This is a genomic window from Candidatus Bathyarchaeia archaeon, assembly GCA_035935655.1.
In the GTDB taxonomy this organism is placed as follows: domain Archaea; phylum Thermoproteota; class Bathyarchaeia; order 40CM-2-53-6; family 40CM-2-53-6; genus 40CM-2-53-6.
This window is the reverse complement of the sequence record DASYWW010000059.1, coordinates 1-21,928: the sequence shown is the minus strand read 5'-3', so window position 1 is coordinate 21,928 and position 21,928 is coordinate 1. Positions and strand designations below refer to the sequence as shown.

22 protein-coding genes and 1 tRNA gene are annotated in these 21,928 nt (G+C 51.7%); 10 read left to right on the top strand and 13 right to left on the bottom strand.

What is annotated here, in order from left to right:
* Positions 1–825 (bottom strand): phosphoglucosamine mutase (locus VGS11_11090; protein HEV2120629.1); only part of this gene is annotated, 825 nt, incomplete at its 3' end.
* 117 nt (positions 826–942) lie between these two features.
* On the opposite strand from VGS11_11090, the gene VGS11_11085 reads away from it, so the two are divergent.
* Positions 943–1,051: transfer RNA gene (locus VGS11_11085), tRNA-Arg, on the top strand.
* A 91-nt stretch (positions 1,052–1,142) separates the two neighbouring features.
* Positions 1,143–2,384, top strand: coding sequence for a site-specific integrase (locus VGS11_11080; protein ID HEV2120628.1), 1,242 nt, complete (start codon positions 1,143–1,145; stop codon positions 2,382–2,384).
* Between the two features lie 317 nt (positions 2,385–2,701).
* Here the strand turns inward: VGS11_11080 and VGS11_11075 are convergent, their stop codons facing one another.
* The 3 genes from VGS11_11075 to VGS11_11065 all read right to left on the bottom strand — a co-directional run bounded on the left by VGS11_11075 (position 2,702) and on the right by VGS11_11065 (position 4,560).
* On the bottom strand, positions 2,702–2,875 hold the full coding sequence (locus VGS11_11075) for a hypothetical protein (protein ID HEV2120627.1): 174 nt from the start codon (positions 2,873–2,875) through the stop codon (positions 2,702–2,704).
* Between the two features lie 578 nt (positions 2,876–3,453).
* Positions 3,454–4,239 (bottom strand): SAV2148 family HEPN domain-containing protein, encoded by a 786-nt coding sequence (locus tag VGS11_11070; protein ID HEV2120626.1) that lies wholly within the window; start codon positions 4,237–4,239, stop codon positions 3,454–3,456.
* Between the two features lie 60 nt (positions 4,240–4,299).
* Positions 4,300–4,560: a hypothetical protein gene (locus tag VGS11_11065; GenBank protein HEV2120625.1), complete on the bottom strand. Its 261-nt coding sequence runs from the start codon at positions 4,558–4,560 to the stop codon at positions 4,300–4,302.
* Between the two features lie 293 nt (positions 4,561–4,853).
* Between VGS11_11065 and VGS11_11060 the strand changes: the two genes are divergently transcribed.
* Positions 4,854–5,120 (top strand): hypothetical protein, encoded by a 267-nt coding sequence (locus tag VGS11_11060; GenBank protein ID HEV2120624.1) that lies wholly within the window; start codon positions 4,854–4,856, stop codon positions 5,118–5,120.
* Positions 5,095–5,820, top strand: coding sequence for a hypothetical protein (locus VGS11_11055; protein HEV2120623.1), 726 nt, complete (start codon positions 5,095–5,097; stop codon positions 5,818–5,820). Before VGS11_11060 ends, VGS11_11055 begins: the two co-directional genes overlap by 26 nt.
* 137 nt (positions 5,821–5,957) lie before the next feature.
* Here the strand turns inward: VGS11_11055 and VGS11_11050 are convergent, their stop codons facing one another.
* A complete protein-coding gene (locus tag VGS11_11050) occupies positions 5,958–6,164 on the bottom strand; it encodes a hypothetical protein (GenBank protein HEV2120622.1) in 207 nt (68 codons plus the stop codon).
* 165 nt (positions 6,165–6,329) lie between these two features.
* On the opposite strand from VGS11_11050, the gene VGS11_11045 reads away from it, so the two are divergent.
* The 4 genes from VGS11_11045 to VGS11_11030 all read left to right on the top strand — a co-directional run bounded on the left by VGS11_11045 (position 6,330) and on the right by VGS11_11030 (position 10,061).
* The gene (locus tag VGS11_11045) at positions 6,330–6,476 is read left to right on the top strand and encodes a hypothetical protein (GenBank protein HEV2120621.1); all 147 of its coding nucleotides are present in this window, start codon (positions 6,330–6,332) and stop codon (positions 6,474–6,476) included.
* 221 nt (positions 6,477–6,697) lie between these two features.
* Positions 6,698–6,952: a hypothetical protein gene (locus VGS11_11040; GenBank protein ID HEV2120620.1), complete on the top strand. Its 255-nt coding sequence runs from the start codon at positions 6,698–6,700 to the stop codon at positions 6,950–6,952.
* Between the two features lie 359 nt (positions 6,953–7,311).
* A complete protein-coding gene (locus tag VGS11_11035) occupies positions 7,312–8,169 on the top strand; it encodes a DNA methyltransferase (GenBank protein HEV2120619.1) in 858 nt (285 codons plus the stop codon).
* Entirely contained in the window at positions 8,166–10,061 is a 1,896-nt protein-coding gene (locus tag VGS11_11030) for a DGQHR domain-containing protein (protein ID HEV2120618.1), read from the top strand. The genes VGS11_11035 and VGS11_11030 overlap by 4 nt, the downstream gene beginning before the upstream one ends.
* Before the next feature lie 607 nt (positions 10,062–10,668).
* On the opposite strand, the gene VGS11_11025 is transcribed toward VGS11_11030, so the two are convergent.
* On the bottom strand, positions 10,669–11,364 hold the full coding sequence (locus VGS11_11025) for a hypothetical protein (GenBank protein HEV2120617.1): 696 nt from the start codon (positions 11,362–11,364) through the stop codon (positions 10,669–10,671).
* A 68-nt stretch (positions 11,365–11,432) separates the two neighbouring features.
* Between VGS11_11025 and VGS11_11020 the strand changes: the two genes are divergently transcribed.
* Entirely contained in the window at positions 11,433–14,159 is a 2,727-nt protein-coding gene (locus VGS11_11020) for a bifunctional DNA primase/polymerase (protein ID HEV2120616.1), read from the top strand.
* A 321-nt stretch (positions 14,160–14,480) separates the two neighbouring features.
* Here the strand turns inward: VGS11_11020 and VGS11_11015 are convergent, their stop codons facing one another.
* The 6 genes from VGS11_11015 to VGS11_10990 form a co-directional block, all read right to left on the bottom strand.
* Positions 14,481–14,609: a hypothetical protein gene (locus VGS11_11015; protein HEV2120615.1), complete on the bottom strand. Its 129-nt coding sequence runs from the start codon at positions 14,607–14,609 to the stop codon at positions 14,481–14,483.
* A 142-nt stretch (positions 14,610–14,751) separates the two neighbouring features.
* Positions 14,752–16,164: a restriction endonuclease subunit S gene (locus VGS11_11010; protein ID HEV2120614.1), complete on the bottom strand. Its 1,413-nt coding sequence runs from the start codon at positions 16,162–16,164 to the stop codon at positions 14,752–14,754.
* The gene (locus tag VGS11_11005) at positions 16,154–17,554 is read right to left on the bottom strand and encodes an N-6 DNA methylase (protein HEV2120613.1); all 1,401 of its coding nucleotides are present in this window, start codon (positions 17,552–17,554) and stop codon (positions 16,154–16,156) included. The genes VGS11_11010 and VGS11_11005 overlap by 11 nt, the downstream gene beginning before the upstream one ends.
* Positions 17,551–20,217 (bottom strand): type I restriction-modification enzyme R subunit C-terminal domain-containing protein, encoded by a 2,667-nt coding sequence (locus VGS11_11000; protein HEV2120612.1) that lies wholly within the window; start codon positions 20,215–20,217, stop codon positions 17,551–17,553. Before VGS11_11000 ends, VGS11_11005 begins: the two co-directional genes overlap by 4 nt.
* 72 nt (positions 20,218–20,289) lie before the next feature.
* Complete coding sequence (locus VGS11_10995) at positions 20,290–20,469, bottom strand: hypothetical protein (GenBank protein HEV2120611.1); 180 nt, start codon at positions 20,467–20,469, stop codon at positions 20,290–20,292.
* A 1-nt stretch (position 20,470) separates the two neighbouring features.
* Complete coding sequence (locus tag VGS11_10990; protein HEV2120610.1) at positions 20,471–20,929, bottom strand: hypothetical protein; 459 nt, start codon at positions 20,927–20,929, stop codon at positions 20,471–20,473.
* A 54-nt stretch (positions 20,930–20,983) separates the two neighbouring features.
* Here VGS11_10990 and VGS11_10985 point away from each other — a divergent pair, with 54 nt between their 5' ends.
* Complete coding sequence (locus tag VGS11_10985; GenBank protein ID HEV2120609.1) at positions 20,984–21,187, top strand: hypothetical protein; 204 nt, start codon at positions 20,984–20,986, stop codon at positions 21,185–21,187.
* Here the strand turns inward: VGS11_10985 and VGS11_10980 are convergent.
* A complete protein-coding gene (locus VGS11_10980) occupies positions 21,178–21,495 on the bottom strand; it encodes a hypothetical protein (protein ID HEV2120608.1) in 318 nt (105 codons plus the stop codon). The genes VGS11_10985 and VGS11_10980 overlap by 10 nt on opposite strands.
* Positions 21,496–21,928 lie beyond the last annotated feature (433 nt).

Here is a 21,928-nt window from a genome sequence, read left to right as displayed (position 1 = left end):
TTTTTCCAGCACGAAATCGGCCAGCAAGCAGCCGCTCTGGTCCCCCCAAAGGACCCGGCCATCCTCGTCGCAGAACATCGACCTGTCCCCGTCTCCATCGTAGGCCACGCCCAGGTCCGCGCCAACCGATTTCACAGCGGCTGAGAGGTCCTTCAGTGTGTCGGGAGTCGGCTCAGGTCCCCTTCCGGGGAAGCTCCCGTCCACTACCGAGTTCAGTGTAATGACCTTGCATCCCAATGACTCGACGAGGTAGGGCGCAGCCCCGGACTGGGCGCCGTTCCCGATGTCCATGACGATGACGAACTTCCTTTCAGCGATCGCCTTGGTGTTGACCCTGGATAGAATCCCCTTCAGGTAGTTCCTGACGACCGATGGCTCCTGCCTCGACACCCCAATCGTCTTCCAGTCAGCTTTGTTCTGCGACCTGTCGAAGTAGATTTTCTCAACCCGCTGCTCGTCGAGGCGGGGGATTTCGACGCCGTCGGAGCCTGAGACTTTGAGACCGTTGTACTGTGGAGGATTATGCGAGGCGGTGACCATCACACCTCCTTTGAATCCCATGGTCTTTACTCCATATTGGAGTGCAGGTGTCGGGACTAGTCCGGCCTCGGCTACGTCCAGACCCGAGCTCATCAGGCCTGAGACTGCGGCATTTGAAAGGGCGGGACTGGAGATGCGCCCGTCCTGGCCCACAAGGATTTCGCCACTTCCGAAGAATGTGCCGATGGCCTCTCCGAGGTTGATGGCGAAGTCGAGGTCGTTGGAGACACCGGGGACGAACCTTACGCCATTGGTTCCAAAGAGCCGCTGCTGGGTTGCGGCCAAGGGCGCCCGATTCGCCTCTGACAGGATAAAACCTTCCGATTTCTTCCTCTCTCAAGTGACAAGTCACTTGGATTCGAACGGGAAAGCCTTATGTCGAAACCCCGGGCGACGCTCGTTGGGCCCGTAGCGCAGTACGGATAGCGTGGCAGAGCGTGTCGCGCCAATCCTTCTAAGCTGTAGGGAGCGAGGCTCGCAGAGGTCGTGGGTTCAAATCCCACCGGGCCCGCACCTGTCCTTTTCTCGGTGTGGAGTGGACAAAACGCCAGTCACCTCGTTTCTTTGGTGGCTGACGTGGCTGTATCGACGAGGTGCATCTAATGCCTTCGTCAAGCACGAAAGTGGACTTCGATGGATTCCGAGAAAGGGTGCTGAGGCGCACTCAATCCCAGAATACCATTGACGTATACATGCGGGGGGTGACCAAACTGGCCCAGTTCGGACGGGCGAGACTCGGACTGGAAGGCGATGACGAATGTGTCCTCCAGGTGATCTTAGACGACCTGAGCACTCGCGACTGGAGGGACGACGCGGTCTACGTCATGCTCGACAGATTCGTCGGCTGGGCGCTTGGCCTGAAGGATGCCCGTGGTGACGCCTGTCCGAGGTTGAAAGGCGAGCCAATCATGCCACGAACAGTCCATCGACACGTGGAGGGGATCAAGAAATTCCTGCGCTACCAAGGAGTCGACATCAGCAATGACAAGTTCAGAGAGAAGGTGACTTTGCCAATCGCGGAGGAAACACCGGACATTGCAATCGAGCGTGAGACCATCCGCAAGATACTGCTCTCCCCCATGCCTCTATGGGTGAGGGCGGCAACGGCTATGATGAAGGATGCGGGAACGAGGATTGGCGAAACGCTGCAAGTTCGTGTGGGCGATCTCCACCTTGAGGAGAACCCAATTCGCGTTTCGATTCGCAAGGAAACCACAAAGGCGACCAAGCACGGCAGGATTAGCCGGGAGGTCTTCGTCACCGATGAGAGTGCAGATTTCTTCAGACAGCTGATTGAGCAACGTAAACTTGGGACCACCAACTCTCTGTTCTATCGCGGCAACGCGAGCAGGAATGGGCCCGACGAGTATCGCATGATTCTCTATCGCTGGCTGCCAAAACTCGGGCTGGGCGACAAAATTCCCGGACACAAATACCACAAAGTCCACGCACATATCTTTCGCAAGTTCTTCTTCAGCGCCGTTGTGAAGCCAATGGGCGAGACGGCGGCCCACGCACTCATGGGGCACCAGTTCTATCTCAAGACATACTACAAGAGACCGATTGAGGAGATTCGCACGGACTACCGCAAGGCGATGCCCAACCTGTTGGTAATGCGGGCACCAGACGAGCAGGAAATCAAGAAGAAACATGCTTTCGATCTGTTGCGCGAACTCGGCCTCGACGACGAAGGAATCAAGGCAGCCGAGAGAAGCATGGGAAGAACAGAGACATCAGAAATCACCCCCGAACTGCTTGAAGAGATCAAGTGTAGACTCGCACAGGCGTGGGGTTACGACCGGCGAGACAGTAGACCACCTGAGCGCAGTGCGGGCGTCTTCTGAAGCGCCCTGCGACCCAACCACTCATCCAAAAAAAGTAAGCCGTTCAGCTGAATTTGACCTAACAATTTTGATGGTGTTGGACAGCCTCTGAAACAGAGACCCGGGTTCAAATCCCGGCGACCGCAGATCTTAGCCTCTCTCTCTCCTTTGCCCCTGTGATCGGTTTTTCGTGTTTCTGTGCTAGTCTGTTCTAGCATGCCTGTGTCTGTCTGTGTCTGTGTGCCCGTGTGTGTATGTGTGTGAGGGAGAGTCAGAGAGAGCCTCTGAGAGAGTCTGAGAGACAGAGAGGGTGGGTGCATCTGTATGAAGAGAGACCGCTAGGGCTTTCTATCAACAGGAGTAGCTTGCTTGGCCACTGCCTCTTGGAGGTCTATTCGCAGCCCCCAAGTTTTGAACTTCTCGGTCAGCGCTTCCTTCATCTGCTTTCCTGCGACGACCAGGGCATCGTTCTCGGACTTTGCGGAGACTACGAATCCTACTGCAAGCTGCATGTCTACCTGAAAATGCTTGTCGGGCATACCCAAAGCACAGCCCACCTTGCCTGTTAACCCTTCCTCGATGAAAGGTTAAATCAGAGAACGACCCTTTCTAACATGAGGGATTCACCTTGTTGCCTCAGGAGGGGGAGAACAGAGAATGGGGATTCAGCGAGCCATTGTTAGAAGTCGACCTTGAAGCGATCAGCCGTACGCGGGTGGTCAGTAGAGGTCAGGTTCGTAGGCATTTTTCCGATAATCAAGATTACCCTAGAACGCAAGACTGAAGTGATAAATTAGATAAATTACGTATTACACTGTCTGAACAACTGTTCGGACATCAGACATCAATCGTGTATTAATTGAAAAGGAGATGAATGGAAAAGAAAAGAGAAAATAGGAATAGGAAATAGAAGAAGGAAAGGGACGGCCGGGCTAGACCCGGCTGTCTTCCCGATTTTGAGGTCTTGGCTCCTAGGGGGAGGCAGAGAGGTTGAATGTGTTTATGAAGAGCCTTACTCATTTGTAGATGAGATTCTTCATCTGAAGATATGTCTAGATGTCAGGAGCTTCGGCAGGGTTTCGTCGGAGCCTCACTCACTTCGAATACATCGGAGAATGTCTCCAGAGAAGAGAATCAAGCGGTCAACCTCCGAATCCTTTAGTTGGCGATTATGCGCAATAGTATTGCGGGGTATCTCTAACTCATCGAGTCGGCTAACAGCACCTGCTCGGTCTTTGAAATATGGCTCAAACAGCAGCCAGTTCTTGTTGATGACCTCTCGAAGTTCCTTGAAGTTTGAATAAGCAATTGGTTCCCCAATCTCGGTCTCATGCCAGGGGGAGAGCCGTTCACCTTCAATTCGCTTCTGCCATTTCTCTGATATTTCTGCGGGAATCTTCGACTCGAACTCGTTTCCCCAAGCTTCCTTGAGCTTGGCAATGACAAAATGCCGAAGTTCATTCTCTAGGACATGGAGGACAGCGTAGGCTCTCGCCATCTTCTGGGCCTGAGGCAGATAGATTGACTGTGTTGCAGTTTCCGCCAAGCGAAATGTACCAACGCGAGCAATGACCTTGCCTTCTTTGATTGTGTATCCCAGGATGTTCAGATAGAGTTCAAGCTCGGCTACTTCCTGTGTCCCAAGCTTGTGATTGAAGAGCAGAGCCTGTACGAAGCTCGAGAATGAGCCTGGGTCGGGATAAGTGCTGTCGAGTCCGTTTCTAATGCTGGCTGCCTTATACGATCCCACGAGATTACTCATCCCCATGGTAGCCATGAACTCCACGTGATTCCTCAGTCCCATCCTGGTTCCGAAAAACTGGGCTATCAGGCCCAGGGCTAGAACTCGTTCGTCGGTTTTCCCCCCGGCTATCATACGTTTCCTTCCGAGGGCGCCCTAGTATAATCTAGGCTCAAAAACACTTGAAACTCAGGATTACTTGCTAGTCGTCCTTCCCTTGTCCGTCAGCATCCTCTGGTTCTGCCTTCCGACTCTCTTTCCTTTGACTAGCCCTTCTGACTTGAGCTTGTACAGGTGAAGTTGGGCCGTGTTCCAGCATATCCTTAGCTCCTTTCCGACCGTCTCAGTCGTGACAGGCCAGTCCTCCTTCAGCAGGTAGGCGAGAATCTTCCTGTCGAAGTCGTCGAGCTTTGTCCCTGTACCAGATTGTGGCATGTCCTTATGGTATATCAGCATGATATGCGCTCTCTCTTTTGCAGGTTGCGCCTGCGCGAACGATCGCGTTAGCGCACAAGAACTGCGATGTAGCACCACCTCCGAGGCTAAGTTAACTTCAGCCCTGGTTTACTTACCCAGGGAGGTCGTGCTACTTCGGAATTTGATGTGTAGAGGGCGTGTGTGGAGAAGAATTTGAGAAACTCAACACTCTATGAACACCAAACTCCAGGAGTGGTCACATACGAAGTTTCAGCGCCCGATTCCTAATGTTAATCTATTGCTTATATTTGCCGAACCCGCCCTTGTGAACCATGGCATCAGTGTGCCCAGAGTGCAGAAGCAAGGACACTAGCACTACAGTAGTTGCATTGGGTTATCGAAAGTGCAATGCATGCGGACACACTGAATCCAAGGTTGCATTGTCTAAGACAGGAAAACAAGACTTGGTCGGCTCTCTAATAGCCATCGGCGCTATAGCGTTAGGAGCGGTGCTTGTAGGCGCACTAGTTGATTCAATGCTGGACGGCCCAAAGGGAAGCATCGTGAGAAAGATTGACAGCCCAAGACTTTTCGAATGATTCGGACAGCATTTGGAAGGCAATTGATGCTTTGATTATCGCCACAAATCAAGATGGTATGCTGAACCCTGCCGCTCAGACTTTCGTAGCGCTTGCAATATGTCAAGTAGCAAAGAAAGAGGGTAGCCGGGAGTCGGAGTTGGCCTTCGTAACGAACCTCTCCATCAGAGAACACAAAGAAGCACTTGAACAGTTAGACCGCATACACTTGATTAGAATGGACCATTCTCCCCGTCTCATTTCTACTGTTACAGAGGCCAAAATTTACATTCCTTCCGGATGGGCTAGGGGAAAACCGGTTGAGAGGATTACAGGACCGCGCGTTGCAAGCTACGTTCTGAATCTAAACGAAGACCTCACAATCGCTAACTTGGAAGGTAGGTTCAAGACTTCAATCGACGACTTGCTAGCCTTGGTCAAGGGTCGAATCGAAGAAGCGGAGGAAACAGTTTGGAGGGAGTACGTGAAGTTCGCCAGAATCGTATTGAACCAGATTAAGTTATGTGCGATCAGAACAAGGGCGCTTTACGGCGACTACATGCCACGTGAAATCAGCGACAGCATCACCTTGCTGCTCAGTACCTTTGACGAAATTGAATTCAGGCACGAGACCCGCCAGACAGCAATAGCCCTAGTCGAAAAGGCAATCCACCTCTTGAAGCAATCTTTGATTCGGGTCCAGCAAAGCATCGAATTGTAGCCTACAGAGAGAGCGCAACCTATTGGTTCCTAAGCGTTACGAGGCAACCACTCTCGACGGGACCTCACTCGCCCGCCTGCTTTTCAAACATTCAACAGGGTTTCATAACCAACCTGTGGAGAAATAGGTCAGCTTTCCTACTTCGCGAAGGGCAAAGCTACCAGAAAGGGCAGATTCGTTTTCAGACAGACATAGACAACGGCAACGACTTGGCGCTCGATCTTGACCCTTCCGACGATTGGAATTCCCGCCTGTACCCATCCGCGGTCGATTCTCTCCAATCCATGGGATTCATGCCACGACTCGCTGACGCTTGACCCGCAGTGTGGGCACCCCTTCTTCATGGATCTGAGTGATTGGAATCCGCCTAAAGACAACACGGGCTTCTTGGGTCTATTCGATGCTGGGAGAGGCGTTTCCGAAAGTGATTAACTGGGCCGTCGCATCAGGTTCGGACATCCCCCTCCAGTAGAAGCAGGTCCAGATTCTGCTGGTGCTTATAGGCGGAATTGTCGCTCTCGGAATCAATGAGCCAACGACAAGTCACGGCGAAATATCTCGCAGACCTGATGGGGTTGAACCCTGAGTTGGTGAGGAAATACGCGAGACAGCTGAGGGAGATGCTTGCATGTGAAACAACTGTTGTTGAGGAGTGAGTCTGCAGGTGGGTGACTACGACACCGCTGGAGAGGAGGACGAATACGAGTATTACCTCGTCAACGACGGGCGAGGAATCTCACGTGTGCTGAGAAGGCCCAGAGGCAGACTTCCGCAGGTCAGGTGTGTGGGATGCGATGATTGAACGGGACTCTGCCCCGGGTGGTCCACAGCATCCTCACGTGGCCGTGAGGGAGGTGGAACCTGAGATACTGCTAGCATGGGGGCGAATGTAGTTGGGAAGATCGCAAAGGAACTCTTCGAGATGTTGAAGGAGGACGTAGAGAATGGTGGGCTTGCCGTTGATCGGATTGAAAGCCCCTTGAGTTTCGTTCAGTTTTGTGACAGGTGCACGAAGCTCGCCACGATCATTATTCCTCACAAGGACGGAGAGGAGCGATACTGTGAATTCCATTGGCAAGCGAGAACCGAGCGACTTGTGCAAGAGGTTGCTGCGGTAAAGGCGAGTAGATGAAAGAAGCGAGCCAGTTGGAAGAAGAGATCGAATCCTGGAAGAGATTTCCGTGAGTCCTTCGGAAGGAGGACAAGGAACTGTGAGAGGACATGGTTCGGATGGTTCCGAGAAGGGAGGTAACGGGGGGTTACTTCGTTCTCACCGTTCGCGTTATTTCAAGGGGTGCTTCCAATGCCGGGCCTTGGACCTTCCCCGCAAGACGCTCGTCTAACTCGGCGACGCAGTGTCTTCTACTGAAATACGAATGACCAAAGACGATTCATTTCGTGAATTCGCTAACTGATTTATAATGTCGAATCTCAGGAAATCGGGTGCAGATCGGATTGCGACAGATGCACTCTTCCATGGTCAATCCTCGGATGACGGCCCTCCTGCATTCTTTTCCTGAAGAACAGGGAGTTGTGGTACCAAAAGAGGACTGTATCCACTTGCTCATAATGGGAGATGTTGAAGCCTCGATCAAACTACTGCCAGACGATTCGATCGATCTTATCGTGACGGATCCACCATACAACAGGGGATTGAACTACGGGGTGGCTACAGACCGACGCAAGCCCACCGAGTATTTTGCCTGGTGTGAAAGATGGTTGGAGGAATGTGCCAGAGTTCTGAGCAAGAAGGGATCCATGTACCTGATCAGCTATCCTGAGATAAACGCACGACTATTGCCATACATTCAAGACGAGCTTGAGCTCAAGTTCAGACGATGGATCACGTGGCATTATCCAACAAATATCGGTCACTCAAAGAAGAACTTTACACGCAGTCAGCGATCAATCCTTTTCATTACAAAGGGCAATGACTACGTCTTTCACAGGAGAAGACTGATCCAGCATTACAAAAACCCGACCGTGTCGAAAGTCAAGAAGAGGATGAAGGTTGGGCTTCGAGGGCGAGTGGCATACGACCTGTTGCACACGCTCGATTTGATCGAGCTGAATGACGGTCTCGATGTCGAAGGCATGGTCGATGTTCTGAGTTTCAACCTTCTGAAGAATGTTTCACATGACCGGTTCAATGAAGAGCACCCATGTCAGTTGCCTCTTACGCTACTACGGTTGTTAATAGGAACCAGCAGCAGTAAGAATGATGTGGTGCTGGATCCTTTCGCCGGTACGTTCACAGTCGCCAAAGTTGCGAATGAATTAGGGCGAAATTCTGTAGGGATCGAGGTCAATCCCACATACGTAGAGCTTGGCAAGAGGCGGCTGGCATGAAATACACCATAACAGATATTCTCAATTTGTTCGGACATTCTGGCATTCAGTCAATTCATATCGAAGGCATCCGGTTTGACTTGTTAGAAAAGACTCAGCTAGTCAAAATGGGAAAACGGAGGAAGAGAGAGGGTACACAAGGCGAATTGGATTTGATGGCTTACTCGGAGAGAGTTGTATGGCTGATCGAGTGGACCACACAAAAGTGGGGAGTCAGAGAGAACGACTCTTTACCCAGGGATTTCGATGCTTTCGTCCAGAATTTCGAGAGACTCGATCAGAACCGAGTACTACTCAAGAACCTAATTGACAAAGTTGAGAAGAAATTCGGTCGAAACCTCGGAATTGATGCCACGAAATGTCTCTTGGTTGGGATCTATGTTGACCCATACATTTCCAGTGTGCCATGCAAAACGCTCGAAGGGAGGATTCCACGCCAACAGAAATCGATCTTTGTCTGGGATTCAGACAAGTTTGAATATTTCAAGGCGATCAGCGGGACCATTAGGAAGTACGCCAGATTCGAACTGTTCGACTATTTTGGTCTCAAGCCTCCTGAAGTCTTACCGCCTATTGAGGCAGAGACCAGAAGGGCAACTGTTCCATTCGAATCAATCAAGATCGATTCCGGTGTATTCGGGCATACCACATTCACATTCAAGATAAGTCCACGCTCACTCCTAGAACGCAGTTATGTCCTGAGAAACGAAGGATGGAGAAGCGATAGCTTTCAAAGAATGGTTAGTCCTGGGAAACTCGCCAGCATAAGGAACTATCTCATTCAGACAGGAAACGTGTCGTTTGCCAACAACATCGTAATCAGCCCCTCACCACAGACAGATCCCGATGAGATATTCAGAGAACCCGAGGTCACTGCCCACAGGCAGAACCCGGCTGTTGTTCCAATCAATCTTCCTTACATGTTTGGGAGTTTCTGCATTCTCGACGGTCAGCATAGATTAATGGCATTCACCCAGGACTTCTACGGTCTGACTGATTCGCGTGAAAAATCCAATGACCAGAAAATAGGTTCAATGGCGGAAACCTCAGAAATAATCGCTACGTTGGTATTGTTCCGTGGTGATCAGAAGAGTATCCTGAAGGAACAAGCCAGGTTGTTTAGAGACATCAATTCTAACCAGACGCGCGTCAAATCAGACTTCCTTTACAACTTACAGGAGATAATCGAACCGCTTGATCCTGAGGCCATTGGCAATAAGACGATTCGATATTTGAATGACCTTGATGATGGAGCCTTTCATGATAGAATCGAGATCAAGTCTTTGCCAGCATACAAAGGCAGGATCAAGAGATCGTCGATTGTCCGTTGGGGCTTGGCTGAGCTGGTAGATCCCAAAGGAAAATACTTTGCAAAAGTATTTGGACGGCCCGTAACCGAAAATAATTTGGCAGATTACGTCCAATTCTGTGGCGATAAGTTGGACGATTATTTCAAGGCGGTAAGGGAAGTATTCACTCAGAGTGTCGGTAAGGACATTTGGGGGCATTGGAGGAGGACAGGGTACATGTACCTCTCATCATCAGGTATAGTGGGGTTCCTTCGTCTGTATCGTCACTTCGTCGTTAGCAAACTGATCGACATGCAAGAGAAGATGACGAATAGGCTCCGGTACGTAGATGTTTCATTCAAGAAGGACGAGTACCTGTACACCTCCAGTCAGTGGGCGAGACTAGAAGCCGCGATGTATCGACCGATATCTCTGAAACATCCTGACTTTGGAGATAAAGCCTTGCTGAAACCTGGCCTGCTGGAGGAAGCGGAAGCGAAATCTAAGCAAGCGAAGGTTGTGTCCAAGGAAATCAAACAACACGTCACTAGTCCGACCATCATAGCGACCCGATCTACTCGTGCAAAATCTCGCCGCGCATAAAGGTCATTACTCATCTGCCTACACAAAACTAAGGTCTGGCCTCCGCACTAAACCGCACTAATCAGGCAGACCTGTTCGCTGAAGAAAGGACTTCGCGCTCTCACATACCGAGTGTGCCTGCTTGACCAATTCCGGCTTCGATGTCTTCAGGCGTACCTCGTCCCTCCAGAGCAACGTCTGGTGGGCCGCATTGTTCCTTTACTCGAAAAGCGAGTTGAGTCGCTTCGATTCGTTACCTATGAGTATCTTCAGAGTTTTGCATTTCTTGATGAGGTCGCGTGGTTGACCGTTGCTGATCAACGCTGCTATGGCTGCCCATCTACTCCCTTCGCTGACTTAGATAGTGGTCTGCTAGAAGGGATCCTAATCTTAATTGCACGTAGTTACTTGCAACGATAACGGCGGCCCCAAGGATGCCGTTTTTCAGGTTCAGATCAATAACCTTGATTGCGCGATCAGTGGTCCGACTCCTTTCAGTTACCACAAACCGAGGGAGTAGATCTCATAATTTAACCTTACAAACCTAGTTCTGAACATATGAATGATTTCAAACGAGAATAACCAAGTTGCAAGAGCCGACCTGCTCTGTCTTGCCGGGCAAGACATTTCACAACTTGAGGAGGCTGAGCTTTGGGGATCGTTCCCCTTTGAATTTGATTAGATCTTCAATAGCAATCTTCACATGCTCTTGTGCAACCTTGTCGATCTTCATTTCTCTGTCGAAGAGTATTTTGAAGAGGTCCAACATTACCGCGATCAAGACTCCGTCTATGAGTCGCACGGACGAATTAGTTTGCTGTGGATAGCGACGCCCTGTATCCTGCAATTGATTGATGAATTCAGTGGTGCTGATTTTGAAGAGGTTATGAACAAGTGGGACAAATTGAGGTTTCGCTCTCGGGATCAGCCCAATTCCCTTCCACTCTTCGTACAACAACGCAAAGAGATAGGGCACCATGTATCGATAAACATCTGCATCCTGGGCGTTTGGCGGAATTTTGCCAAGTGTCTTCCTCCACGCAGTCATTTCGGCGGTCGCTGCCTCTGTAGCTGCTTGGACGTCTTCGTAGTCTTTGGTTAACATATAGTAGACCTTCTTGTGGCTCTTCGCATTCCTTTGAATGGTACCATGTTTGCCCAACCATTTCAGCGCGTAATAGAAATCGGTCTTACTGGTGAAGAAACGATCCTTGCTCTTCTTCCAGAGTTCATCAGCACGAATCGAGCCCCAACCTTCGGATTGCCAGGCACCAGCCATTTCTGATGCTTTCGCCTCGGTCCTAGACGTTTCGAAAGAACTCATACCCATCCATGAGTATTGGTTCTAGTACTTATTTATTCTATTTGCCATGAATCAATTCCCGAATTTGTATGAGCAGAGAAACGATTCTTGAAGTCGCGCGGCGGTACAGTGCCCAAGGGCTGAACGTCATTCCCCTTCAATCCAAGTCGAAACAACCAGCCGTTGACTGGAAGGTGTACCAGACCTCAAGGTTCGCTGACTTCGATAGGTTCTCGGAGGCATCCAACATTGGCGTTGTTTGTGGAGCCATCTCGAACAACCTTGTTGTGTTGGACTTTGAGGATATGGAGACATTTGAGAAGTGGTTCCCAGACGAAGATAAACGCGATAAGCTCCTCAGGGAGACGCTAGTAGTTAGGTCTGGGTCTGGCAGGGGCATACATGTCTATCTCTTCAACGACTCTGCCGTCAAGACGAGGAGGGGGCACGAGGAAGGAATCATCGATATGGACGTGCAAGGCGAGGGAACAATCGTTGTAATGCCCCCTTCAATTCATCCAAGCGGTGGACAGTATGAAATCATTAGCGAGACGACTAACATCATGAGCGTCCGAGGGCTGGAAGCCACCGTCATGGAGCGCTTCGCTGAGTTCGGGTTAAGAAAGTCTGGCATAACAGTTCCACAAGCCATCAAAGGAGTCAAGGAGGGTAGTCGACATACCGCCGCCCTTAAGATAGCCAACTTCTTGATTCATGTCAGCAAACTGGACAGCACCTCGACTCTCTCCATGCTCAAGGTATGGGCTGAGAAGTGCGACCCGCCATACACAGACCTGCGCGACCTAGAGCGCGTCGTTGAGGACGCAGTCAACTACTCACCGGGTGGCCAAACCCCTCTGGAACCCATACCAGACATCGTTAGAAAGGAAGCTGAGAGGATACTCGAGGCTCCTAGTCCTCTGCTTGAGCTGAGAAGGGTGCTGGACCACGTCATAGTCCGGGAAATCCGAAACAAGCTCTATGTCTTCATAGTGTTGCTTTCGGGGCTCCGCAATGACGCCGGGGAAAAGCAAATCGTGGTTCTGAAGGGGGAACCAGGGGGTGGAAAGTCCCATCTTGCAAATGTATTGACAGGACCTTTCAAGACCAAGAAGATTGCCCGCTTCTCTGAGCACGGTTTAGACTACAGCAATCTGTCGAACTTCAACATCCTGTACATTCAGGAAATGCTGGGGCTGGAGAATGACCAGAAGATGGGAATCTCGACTGTGAGGTTCCTCTCGGGCGACGACCAGGGGTACACGATCGAGGTAGCCGCCAAGGACCCGGAAACTGGACAGATGGGAACGGTACAGCGCACCATACCATCAATGAGCATGATCACTACAAGCACTGTGGTCCATCTGGAGCGTCAGTTCGAGCGGCGAACCCACATCATCAATGTAGACGAGAGTGCTGACACAACCAGAGAGGTCATCCATTACAAGGCACAGCGTGAAAGTGAGAAACTTCAGGTCCTGACTGGCGAGAAGAAACCCCTCAGGACGGACCTACTCCTGCGAGCCTTGATAGAACTGTTGCAGGACTCCGACATCATAGTCACCACGGCTGAGACGCTTGGGGAGATTCTCGATACAAAGGTTCTACGGGCGAGGGGAGACTACGACAAAGTCTTAGTACTCACCAAGCTCATTGCACTGCTGCACTACAGGCAACGCCCCTACGCCTTGGTCGGGGGCCGCAGAGTCATATTCACCCTCCCCCAGGATGCTTACTACGCCCTCCAGATAGGACGGGACCCCATTCTCAGCATGGCAACGGGACTGGAGAAGAGGCTGAGAGATGTGCTCCCCGAGTTGGAGAAGCTCCGTTCCTTCGAGACTATCTTCCGAACGCGTTCAACAACAGAGAATGTCTCGGGCTTTACTGCAAGTGACTTGGCAGAACACATAGGAGTTGGCGACAAGCGGGCTCTACAATTACTCCATGCCTTCGAGGAGCAAGGGATTGTCAATGTGTCGTCCACCCATGGACGCACATACATCTGGAAGGTAAGAATTTCTCCCGAGGAAATGGAATTGAAGCTCAAAGCAAAGGAAATCTTCGATGTTTCCCCTGAATTACGCGCTAAACTCGAAAACGAGGCGAGAAACTACTTTGCTCAGAACAAGCAACTTGCAGTTCCCGCAGGGGCACTTCGCATCATTCCCGAGGATTGGTTCGATAGACCAACGGGCACCCTAACTGACTACACCGTAGAGGCCCGGGACTGGTCAGTATTTCGGAATCCCATAGCCAAATACGAACTCTGGGACTTCGATTCTACGCCAGAGGCGGAAGACCGTCTGAAAGATATTGTCACGGGGTCCTGGAAGGCCGAAGCGCTCAAGGGATACGAAGAAGCTCGAGACCGGCTCAGGAAAGAATTCATAGGTAATGGGCCACGGAGCGAGGACGGGCTGTGGCACTCCGTCAAGCAGTTGGATTGGACCTACAGCAAAATCAAGAATCTCCAAGCAAAGAGTGGGCGTGGTCAAGACGATACCTCAGAAGACAAGTTCATGCTGGGCTTGACCCTCTTTCTCGTCGATATGGCACTCAGGGAGCTCGATCCATACAGTTGGCCTCCGACCCTGAACATGGTTACCACCTCACACACGAGACTTCGGAAAGCCCTCGCTTATCTGCGAGGTGCGTTCCAACTCTTCGACGCCAATTACCTTTCTGTTTCACTAGAAGTGGAAGCCATACCGAACAAGGAGTACAACATGCGGACGCCCACCATATGGAAAGAGTTGCGTGATGCTGTTGTTGGGATCGGCGCATACCTGAGGAGAGAAGATCAGATTCCTTGAAGAATCAATCCCATCAAACTTCCGTTCCGCCCGCCCCTGCTTTCCCAAAGTCTTCGGGGCGTTTTAAACCCGAGAGGGCTGCTGAAAAGAGAATGGTGGAACTTCACAACTCTGCAGCAGTTTTGTGAGGTCTCTGATTGCCTCATAATGGACTTCGCTGTTTGCCGCTGGCTTGTTCGACAGCCTCTATAATGATGTGCTCACAGCTGTTGAAGAATGGCAACCGTGACATCACCAAAGAGAACTGGGATACAGCGATGAATTGGCGACGTATCTAAGGAAGGTGCTTCGGGGAAGACCAAGTCCCTTCTCCTTTGCCCCTCATTCATCTTCGCCTAACCGGTCCAAGACCCATCCTATGGCCTTCCCGACGTCTTTCAGCTTCTTCCACTCGAACTCCTCCCGCTTTCGCAACTCCTGACTCACGGAAGCTGACTGTGTCGCTTTCATCTCCCTCCGCATTGTCCTCAGGAGGTTAAGGGCTGCCTTGGAGGTTTCCCTGTCTTTCTACTCCCTCCACAGACCCCATATGGCGATGGCAAGGGCTGCAGCTCCGAGGGCAATCGGAAGCCAGACTAATGGATCACTAAGATCAGACAGCTGAGCTCACCTTCAATCGGGCGAGAAGCCCCTCCGCAGGCTCGTCGTTCGGGTCCTGAGGAACGAGTTCGCCGTGGAAGGCTTGGACGAGGATTGACTCCATGAGCGATTCTAACTTATTTGAAGTATCTCTGGTTTGAGCCTCAACGAGGTCAGCTGTTGCGAGACCTTCAGAGATTCTCCGTATGATTCGCTCTTGTTCGGCGATTGGAGGTATCGGGATAGCCAGGGGATTGAGAATCCTGAGATTGATATTCTTCTGCGCCGTTGCAGGGGCGAATCTCTCAAGATCAGACCGCCTCGTACGTATGTAGAATTCAACGTATTCGGGGAGGATGGGTTCGACGCAAGTAATGCCCACCACACTGTCAGGAGCGCAGCCATCAAATTCCAAGATAGCGGAATCGCCGATGTTTGCGGCGATGGCGACCATAATTGTCCCGCGCTTGAACATCTTGCTAATCGCTAACCCACTGTCGTTCAGAGTCTGCTTGAAGCTTCGTATCCTGCCGCTAGAGTTCGAAATGTCACCTGTCTGGATGAAAGGATGTTTTCCGCCGTAGAACCTTTTGTCGTTTCTAGGTCTAAATGAAAACTTGCCCCTCTCGACAAACGCAATCTGCTGTAAGCTCGCTAACGACCACTCTCGGGGGTAGACCGGTAGCGAAGTCGTGTCTGGCCCAACTGGTTCACTGTAGTTGCGACTACCTCTGACTCCAAGTTGATCCTCCCACTTCTTTCTCCGGGCCAGTTTGACCCTCTCGAGGAGTTCGACTGCTGATCCATTCCCCGAGTCGCGCTCCGTCAGCTCCCCTCGGAACGCCTTCGCCAAGACAGACCGGCGGAACTGTTGCATCAAAGACGGAACTTTGTTGAGAGCCTGCCTTGCGGCTTCCAGATGATTGAAGAGTTCTTCGATTTTGAACACGATTCGAACTTGTTCTTTAGTCGGAGGTATTCGTAACCTGAGGGAAAGTAGGTCGTTCATTGGAAGCCTCGGGAGTTGTATGCCCCGCACATGCTCTCGGGCGTACTCGACGACAGCTTGGGTTCTCAGATAGTAAGCAATGTATTCTCGTGAGATTCCATCGGATGGGCGCAACGGGACCAAATCCGTCGCGCTGATCCCATTGAAACTTGGCAAGTGAACCTTATTGAGATATGGTCGGAGTTTGCTGTAGAGCAAGTCTTTGGGGGTGAACCTGTACTTAGCACTCCGTATGTCGCGTCCAATTGTAGGTCTGAAATTTACGAGCCGCCCAGAACCAGACGCGACATTTTCAATTGAGAGATAATTGAAATAAGTATTCGGTTGTTCAGCCGGCGTCACTTGCTGGCGCACTGGGGTGACGACGTCTCCAAGCTCAGCCCGTGCCCAGCCAGCAGGTATCGTTTCATTTCTCATTCTCGGAACCCTTCCCATTGCTCAGCTTCAATGATAGTTCGGTCAGCGAGTCGACTGCGGTCTCAAGGTGGGTTAGCGCTTCTGCTACAAGTTCGGAGGGCTCGGCAGCCTCTTCAACGTCGCCCTCTGACGCTTCTTTCAGCCAAGCGATATCGAGGTTGTAATCGCGTTCTCTAACTTGTTCAATCGAACGCCTCTGGAAGCGTTCAGATTCCTTGCGCGGCTTGGCAACGTAAGAGGCTATGAAATCTTTGAAGTGGTCTACGGTCAATGGATGTCTTATGGTTACTTTCTCCCAGTTCGTCCTCATGTCGTAGATCCATGTCTCTTTAGTTGGAAGACCCCTTCTGAAGAAAAGAATGTTCGCTTTGACACCGGACGAATAAGGAGTGAATGTCCCAACCGGCAGGCGGAGTATGGTGTGGAGTTCGCAATCTGTAGTAAGTAGCTTGACCACCTTGTTAGCATTCTCGGAGAAGAGGACGTTGTCAGGGAGAACAATTGCGGCCCTCCCGCCTGGCTTCAAGATGTTCATCACGTGCTGGAGGAAGTTGAGTTGCTTGTTGGCGGTCCTTACAGTGAAGTCGGCCCGGTCCGGCGCCTCTCCTGCCCCCTTCGATCCGAATGGGGGATTTGTCAAAACTACGTCGTATCGCTTGGAGGTATGGGGTCCCTCGCCCAAGCTGTCGCCGTAGTAGACTTCGGCGCGGATTTCGTGGAGGAAGAGGTTCATCAGCCCCAGCCTGCGTGTATCCTGGACAAGCTCGCCGCCCGAAAAGGTCCTGTTCTGCAGCCTTTCCCTGTCCTCCCTTGAGAGGAGGGCACCTTCGTTAGTCTCCTGCATCATCCATTCGTAGGCTCCGATTAGGAAGCCTGCGGTTCCGAGGGCAGGATCGTGGATTGTGAAGTCCTTCTTCTCTCGGATGTCGGGTTTGATACAGCGGACGACGGCTCTGATGGCGGCTCTCGGAGTAAAGTATTGCCCGGCCCCCTTTTGCTCAGCTGCATACTTCTGGAGGAGGCCTTCGTAGGCATCGGCCTTGACGTCGACATCAAGTGCCGACCACTGAGTTTCATCGATCATGCCAATCAGCTTCTTCAGGTTGACCGGCTCCCGGAATCTTGAGAGTGATCCAGCGAAGATGTCACCGAGGACACCATCCTGTACCGAGAGCGTCTTCAGCACATTCGCGTAGGAGTCGAGAAGGTCTGTTCCCGACTTTCGTCTAAGGGTGGCCCAGTCGCACTCCTCAGGGAGTTTGATTTCCTTCTCTTCCGCAATCTTGAGGAAGAGCAGGTATGTGAGCTGTTCGATGTAATCTCCATACCCTATCCCGTCGTGTCTCAGGGTGTTGCAGAATCCCCATAGCTTGTTGACGACTTCACTCAGGTCAGCATCGCCTCATCGACCTGCTGAATAATCTGGACCAAACGGCCCCCGAAGACTTCGTCGGCCCTCTCCAGGCCTCCGTGTCGCGAGAAAGGTATGCCCTGGAAGTCGGGCTCATCCACCACGATGTTCTTGATTAGATGGTCACGAATCAGTTTCAGCCATTTCTCCTGTTCCGCGTTGAAGGTCTTCCCCACCCGCACTTTCGCAATCGCCCTGTCGACCCTTTCTGTGGCAGCCATGAGAGGTTCGCCCTTTGCCGCGTGTCTTATGATCGAAATGATGTCGGCCAGCTCGTTCTGATAGGCCCTGCGGAGGTTCTCCTCAGTGAAGCGTTCAGGACGAGAAGCGAGTTTCTTCCTGAGCTCTGTGAGCTCGGCCGTGTGAAAATCGGAAGGCCTCCCAAGTAGGATTGAAAGGGCCTGAATATGGTCAGGGTTCTCCTTCACAAACCGCTCGAAGGCTTGAAGGTAGTCTTGAGGCTTCAGTTCCTTCCCGTCGATGGTACGGAATACATACTGGGAAGTGACATAGTCTTCCGCACCCTCTGATATGATGAAGTCAACCTTTGCCCGTGGATAGTTCTCTGCAAGGTCCTGGAAGGCCTTGTTCCTGAGGACATCAATCGTTGCTGGCCAGTCAGTTTCGAGTCGGTCCGGCAGGGAATCTGCGAACCCTGCGAGGTCCCCTCCTGGGATGAATCGAGCGAACGACTCCCTGCCTTCGGCTGAAACGCTCTTCTCTATCCTCTGGAGTCTGCGGACGAGGACTCGTACGTTGTAGTCCCTATCCCTGTTACCATAGATCGAATCAAGAACTTCACGTATGCCCCGGTAAGGCTTGGTCGGGGGGTCAGCTGTGAAGTCCGTGGCTTTGCGGAAGTACTCGAGAAGCGTCCCGCCGAAGCAGTCGAAAACCGTGAAATGGTCTTTGTTGATCTCGTCACACTTCCTCGTTCCTCTCCCCATCATTTGAGTGAATAGGATTCGGGATTTCACGGGGCGCAAGAAGACAAGATTCTCAATTCTTGGGACGTCCACCCCCGTCGTGAGCATGTCCACGGTGACGACGATTGAGGGTTCGGGCCGGTTCCTGAATTCCCGAATCTTCTGCAGGGGGCGGTCCACCGTCGGGCTCCCCGTTATCTTCTCGACGAATGTGTCCCCTCTTCCGAATTCATCCCTGAGCCGGTTTACGACCTGATCGGCATGAGAGGTGAACGGTAGGTCGTTGACAGCGAACACGAGAGTCTTGGGGAAGTGCCCGAGCTCCTTCTCCTGCTCGAGAGCATATTTTGCGAACTCCTTCACTATCTTGCGGTTCCTATCAACGGCCGTTACCTTTCTTTCAATCTCTGTGGTGTCGAACTCCCGTTCGTCTTCCAGCGCGTCGTAGGTCGCTGATCCTGTAGCTGGATCGACTAGCTTGACTAATTCTCCCTGTTTCAGGAATAGACCCTTCATCGTTATGTCCGATTCGATGTCGACTGCATCATAGTCGACGAGGTGGTTCTCCCTCACGGCCTGGTCCACGTCATACCTGTAGACTATGTCCTTGAAGTATGAAGTCGTATGGGCTGCCGGAGTAGCAGTCAGTCCAACCTTGACGGCGTCAAAGTGGTCGAGAACTTGACGCCACTTCCCCTCTTCCGTAGACGTGTATCCCCTGTGACACTCGTCAGCGACCAAGAAGTCAAACGCGTGGATTGGTATCGGCAAGGCATCAATGTCAGGTTCCTCATCGATCTCGCCAGATGTCTCCTCGAAGATGCTTTCCTTCCCATAGAGGTACATCCTCATCCGCTGAATCGTACAGATGTAGACGAATGTCTTCGAAGCGTCAGGATTGAGAAGATACTCCTCAGGGAGGGTGGTGGAGTTGAACTTTGAGAGTTCGGAAACGTCTTCCCGTCTGAAGCTTTGGCTGTAGACTTCGTACTCTTTAGCAAACTTCAGACCCGGTTGGACCTCGAAAGAGGCGAAGGCCCCCACCGCCTGGGCCGCCAGGGCCCTCCGGTCTACGAGGAAGAGGACCCTCCGTGCGGCTCCCGATTTCAGGAGTCTATGAATCAAGGAGACTGCAACGATTGTCTTCCCAGTCCCGGTCGCCATTGCCACAAGCATCCTATCTTTACCCGAGATTAGAGCGCGTTCAACCGCTGACACCGCCTCCCTCTGGAAGTCCCATAGGATCGCGTGATTGTTCGGATTGACTTTGAGCCACTCCTTCCAGGAGTCGAGGTCCCGCGAGAAGAGCTCTTCGAGGCCTTGGGGCGTCCAGAATTTCGAGATTATTCTCGACCGACTGCCCTCTTCCCTTAAGTCTTGGAACCAAATGCTTCTCCCGTTAGTCGAGAAAACGAAAGGAAGATGGTATTCGCCAATTACAAATGACCCGTTGTTGTAACCTTTCGCATACCTTCTTGCTTGAGACAAGACATTCTGAGGGTCGAGCCCCTCTCGTTTGGCTTCCACTGCGCCCAGAGCAACGCCATTAACGAATAGAACGTAATCGGCAGGCCCTTTGCTTGTCTCGTACTCCCTCACCGCAGTCGTGTCATAATCGGCATTCGCCCTGAAGTCTTCGACTGGCCACCCAGCCTCAGTCAGTGCCTTATCGATTAGTTGCTGGCGAGTGGTACTTTCGCTTTTGCTTCCCCGCATATCACTCGAGTATCTTCAAGAGGATTCTTCTTAAGTTAGATGCAAATGCCGTGAACCAAAGACCGGCAGAAGCTAACCTACGACCAGCCGTTCCTGAAGAGCGCGTAGCATCCGTTGGCCCTCTTCGCTGTCAAACGGGACGAACTCCGGTAGCCTTCCGAAGACAATGAATCTGAATTCGCGCAGTCTGAAATCGATAGTCCAAACCTTCCCTTCGTGATCGAAAGTTGGGAGGCGTCTTGGAGAATCCAATTCATTTCACCTCAAGTTCGACCTGAGCTACCCCGTATGGGGCTGATGTGTTCGCTTGGGCGAGAATTCTGCCATTGAAGTCCAAGACTTGCAACGAGAGAAGTGAAGAAGATGGATCAAGCTTCTGTGCGTTCGCTGAGACTATCCAAGCGTAGGAACCCGTAGGTCTGATAAGAGTGACCGACCGGGTTCCATTGCCGTTCCAGCTTACAATCGAGCCGGAGGAGCCAATGCCGCCATACGCCCCTTGCCATGTGCCAGGATAGACTACGACGATCTGAACGTTTGTTGGGGGCGAGGCCGATGGCTGTTGAAAGGCCAGTGCAGCCAAAACAGCAATGGCAAGGATCACGATCATGGCCAAAGTCAGAGGCGTGCGACTCTGCCCCTTGGGAGTCTCTGACTGTGATTCGACTGCGAATTGTGACCTCAGCGGCAGGCGCCTCCGCGCTTGTGACACCAAATTGGTGCTCGGAAACGGATTACTTGCGTACTTAAGGCTGTAGCACCAAATTTGGCTTACAAGGGTCTCGGCAGATTCGTAAACAGGCCTACGACGACCGGAGGAAAGAGATACGACAAGTTCTTCGTTTACGTGCCTACAGAGGTTGCCAAGGACTCGGCTTTTCCGTTCGAGGCAGGGGACGTGGTCGAAGTCGGGATAGACCCGAGGAAGAAGCAATTGTCGATCAGCCTCTCTCGACGCCATCAGGGATGAGGAACCTCTCGAAGGTAGACAATTCCTCGATATACCTGAGTCCGGATGGTCGGGTCAGCTGCAGACGCAAACTTTGCTTTGACCTGTTCGATTACTTTCTTCCGCTTGTCGCCCGCCTCTACTCCATGTTTCTGTAGTGCCTGAAGCACCTGGTCTGCCATCCCATTGGTTTTGAAGGACAGCTTTGCGACTTCGCCCATTTCGAGCGACCCGATATCCGTCGGAAAGATGGAGAGAGCCCTTCGGCCCTTCACTTCGCGTTTCTTCTTAGGTTTCGAACTCCTTTCGGCATCATTGTTGTCTACCATAGGCGTTAACGACTCAGATACGTCTATTTGACCGGTAAAGGTCTTGATTCTTGCCCTCTTAGGTCGAAAGAGGAAGATACTGACCGTTTATCTAACACGCAAGGATCGTGTAGGGCATGCAACGACTGACATTTCCGGGAAATCCCACCCCCAAAACATGGGTGGGACGTTCAAATCCCACCGGGCCCGTCCTTCAGGATACGACCGGGCGCGAAATTGCTTCCGGAATTCTGCAACAGGCGAGAACCATCATGACAAGCAAGGGAACCCTTTAATGAGTTCCAATCTTACAGGGTGTGATGGCGAAAGCGAAAGTCAAGAAATTCGGCGCGCCGGATGAGCTGCGGAAATTCGACAAAGGCAAATTGCAACTAATCAACTTTCGCGGAGCCAGCATTGGAAGGGCGGTGCTTGAACCAGGGTGGAAATGGTC